This is a genomic window from Neisseria sp. P0021.S006, assembly GCF_051956895.1.
In genome coordinates this window covers 1-4,014 of record NZ_JBQCWZ010000080.1, presented here as the reverse complement: position 1 = coordinate 4,014, position 4,014 = coordinate 1, and the positions used below count along the sequence as shown (strand labels likewise).

Here is a 4,014-nt window from a genome sequence, read left to right as displayed (position 1 = left end):
GTTTAATAAAAAATAACAATATCCCACATGCACACCGCAATGCTTTTTTCCCTCCTCCTTATAGAAAGGATATTGCAATGCCCTGCTTGACCCGTACGTTGCCTCGTCTGACTGTCTTCCTGCTGTCCACCTTCGCGGCATTCTCCGCAGCTGCACACGGAAACCACACACATTGGGGTTACACCGGACACGACTCCCCCGAAAGCTGGGGTGAGCTTTCTGAAGAGTTCCGTTTATGCTCTACAGGCAAAAACCAATCCCCCGTCAACATTACCGAAACCGTCTCCGGCAGACTGCCCGCCATCAAAGTCGATTACAAGCCGAGCGCGGTTAACGTGGAAAACAACGGCCACACCATCCAAGTCAACTACCCCGAAGGCGGCAATACCCTCAGCGTGAACGGTCGCACCTACACCCTGAAACAATTCCATTTCCACGTACCCAGTGAAAACCAAATCAAAGGCCGCACCTTCCCAATGGAAGCCCACTTCGTCCACTTGGACGAAAACCGCCAGCCTTTGGTATTGGCAGTATTGTACGAACCCGGCAAAACCAACGACCGCCTGGCTCCGATATGGAACGTGATGCCGATGAAAGAAGGAAAGGTAAACCTCGACAAAGCCTTCGACGCCAGCACCCTGTTGCCGAAACGGCTGAAATACTACCGCTTTGCCGGTTCGCTGACCACACCGCCGTGCAGCGAAGGCGTATCGTGGCTGCTGTTGAAAACCTACGACCACATCGATCAGGCGCAGGCAGAAAAATTCACCCGCGCCATCGGCTCGCATAACAACCGCCCCGTCCAGCCGCTTAACGCGCGCGTTGTCATCGAATAAACAGTAAAGCCATAAATGAAAAGGTCGTCTGAAAACCTAAATTTGGTTTTTCAGACGACCTTTTTTCGCTCTTCATCACAATATTTCCTGAACAAAGTCATCTGCTTGAGTTTCAACTCAAGTCGAGACCTTTGCAAAATTCCCATGAAAAGATTTGGGGAATTTTGCAAAGGTCTCACAAAGTTCCTACAGAACTAAAATGTAAAGGGCAACCTGCACTCGCATCTATCAATGTAAAGGCTGCTTTGTTTTCAGCCTGTCTGAAACGATCAAAAAACAGTATGATTTGTCTGTTTTATGTTTGGAGGAGTCATCCATGATCGCAGCTACCATCACGATCCAAGACCAAAATCTCGCCGGCAAAGTATTGCATGAGCTGTTTTTAAAATTTAGAACCAAGCACATCAGCGCGGCGGATCTGATTGCCGAACGCGTGCGGCAGGAAGTTGCAGCCTACAACAACCGCGCCGCCGATGTCCTCTTACGCCACAGCCTCGTTATCCCCACCGATCTCGGCGACATCGTGATTCGGGAAACGCACGGCAAAAAAGGCACGCACCCGCAACCTGTGGACGTGGAAAAGCAAATCGCCGTCGCTTTGAAAGCTTTTGAGCAAAATTCGTTTTTCATCCTTGCCGACAATCGCCAACTGGAAACGCTGGACGATATGGTGTGCCTGCATGACGGGCTGGTCGTCAATTTCATCAAACTCACGCCGCTAGTAGGCGGATAAGCAGCCTGAAAACCGCCGCGCAACGCTACCTCACCTTTGTAGAAGATGCCCCATACAGCCTGAATAGTGCGGACAAGAAAACCCTTACCGACGTTATCCACCTTTGCAGCGAAATAACCAACACATTGATACGCAAGGACAGTCCTATGAGCCAAAACCAAACCGTGCAGATTTCCGACAGCCACCGTGCCAAGTTCAATCAGCTTCTCAACACACTGGAAAAAGAATGGCTCCAAAGCCGTTCACACGAATACGACACGATAAACCTGAAGCTCTGCCCTAGTTTTGCCGAAGTGGAGAAAGCCGCACCCGGATACCGCGTCGATTTGCTGATCCACTGCATTGATTTGATACGCGGCTGGGGACGGAATAAAATTTTTAAAAACAAAGGCGAGGACAGGATACACAATTACGGCACCATCCGTGTAGCAGTAGCGATGGCTCTGGCGCGTAAAACGTTGCCGATGACGGAGCAGGATGTGCAGCGTATTTTTGCCGCCATGCTTGACGATAACGGGCTGTCCAAGCGGGAGGCAGATTACTATCCACTCAAATATCTGATAAACCAAATCAAAAAACAGTTTCCAAATCCGAGCGAAACGCTTTCAGACGGCCTGAAAAACGCCTGCGACCGTTACCGCGTCTTTGCGGAAAACCTATGGGACAAGAAAGCCGCTACCGCCAACCTTGCCGCCCTGGCAGAACTGGCAGGCGGTTCCGCCGAAGCCTGTTTTCCCGCCCAAGACGACGAGTTTGCCCGATACGCCAATCCGCAACTTGCTGCTCTGCCGCCCGAACAGCAGAACGTATGGAGCAAAATCATTGCGCTTGCCCTATCCGCCAATGCGGGCAAGCCGAGCGAAAAATACCTGAAAGAAGCCAAAACGCTGATTGACACATTGGGTGCGGACAGGTTCAAAAAAATGCTGCACGACTGGATAGAATTTGTCTGCGGCAGCGAAGTGCAGACCGAAACTGTCACCCACAGAGCATACAGCTACGACACCCATGTCCTGCCCGTTTGCAGCATCAACCAAACCGTGCTCAAAGGGCTGGTATGGATGTGCAGCCATTTCCACGACAGTGCCACCCTGTCCGCCCTTACCCAACTTGCGCTGCATTCATACGAAAAAATCCCCAATCTCGGGGCGCGCTATGCTTCCATAGGCAACGCCTGCTTCTATGCGCTGTTCCGCTCCAAAGGGCTGGACGGCATCGCCAGCCTCTCTCGCCTGCGCCTTCGGATTAAGTTCAGCAACGCGCAGAACGCGATTGCCAACTATCTGGACGAAGCCGCTGCGCAGCGGGGTGTATCCCGCAACGAAATCGAAGACATGGCGGTGGACGATTTCGGCTTGCAGAAAGGCTGCCGAGACTACGACTTCGGCGGCTACACCTGCCGTCTGGCGGTTACGGGCATAGGCAAGTCCGAACTGCGCTGGTTCAAACCCGACGGCTCGCCGCAGAAAACCGTACCCACCTTCGTGAAAACCGACCATGCCGACAAACTGAAAAAGCTCAAAGCCACACAAAAAAACCTCAACACCACGCTCACAGCCCAACGCGACCGCTTGGACCAGATGATGCGCTCCGAACACCGCGTACCGCTGGAACACGCCGAACAGTATTACTGGCAACACGGACTGATGTCCTGCCTCACGCGCTCATTAATATGGCAGTTTTTCCGTGATGAAAACGATACGCAGGGCAAATCCGCGCTGTGGTTGGACGGAACATGGGTGGACGAAACGGGGGAGCAAACCGATGTTTCAGACTGCCTGCAAGTCAGCTTGTGGCATCCCGCGCTTGCCACGCAGCAAAGCATCGCCCAGTGGCGCAAACTGCTGCAGGACAAAGAAATCCGCCAGCCGCTGAAACAGGCATACCGTGAAATCTATCTGCTCACCGAAGCCGAAATCAACACCAAAACATACAGCAACCGTTTTGCCGCCCACATCCTGAAACAACACCAATACATGACGCTTGCCAAAGGACGCGGCTGGAGGGGCTCACTGGCAGGCGCGTGGGATGGCGGCGACGACGCAACCGTCTCGCTGGAATTGCCCGAATACAACCTGCTCGCCCAATTTTGGGCAAACGCAGTGGATAGCGAAGAAGCATGGACGGAAAGCGGTATCTGGCAGTATGTCAGTACCGACCAAGTGCGCTTTCACCGGTTGGACGACGATTACCATGCCACCGTGCTGGACTTAATTGATATCCCGCCGCGCGTGTTTTCCGAAGTATTGCGCGACGTCGATTTGTTTGTCGGCGTGGCAAGCGTGGGCAACGACCCGACTTGGGAAGATAACGGCGGAGAGGCACGTTTTTACAGCTACTGGCAGAGCTATTCCTTCGGCGATTTGGGCGAAGTGGCCAAAACCCGCAAAGCCGTACTGGAAACCCTGCTGCCGCGCCTGAAAATCGCCAAGGTTGCCCACATAG

The 4,014-nt window shown here is 53.0% G+C and carries 3 protein-coding genes; all 3 read left to right on the top strand.

What is annotated here, in order from left to right; genetic code table 11:
• Nucleotides 1-77 precede the first annotated feature (77 nt).
• Nucleotides 78-836, top strand: a complete 759-nt coding sequence (gene cah, locus ACTHUM_RS10715) for a carbonic anhydrase (protein WP_070460650.1) — start codon at nucleotides 78-80, stop codon at nucleotides 834-836.
• A gap of 316 nt (nucleotides 837-1,152) precedes the next feature.
• Nucleotides 1,153-1,569: a hypothetical protein gene (locus tag ACTHUM_RS10710; protein WP_225905474.1), complete on the top strand. Its 417-nt coding sequence runs from the start codon at nucleotides 1,153-1,155 to the stop codon at nucleotides 1,567-1,569.
• 146 nt (nucleotides 1,570-1,715) lie between these two features.
• Nucleotides 1,716-4,014 (top strand): DUF4132 domain-containing protein (locus tag ACTHUM_RS10705; protein ID WP_440402873.1); only part of this gene is annotated, 2,299 nt, incomplete at its 3' end.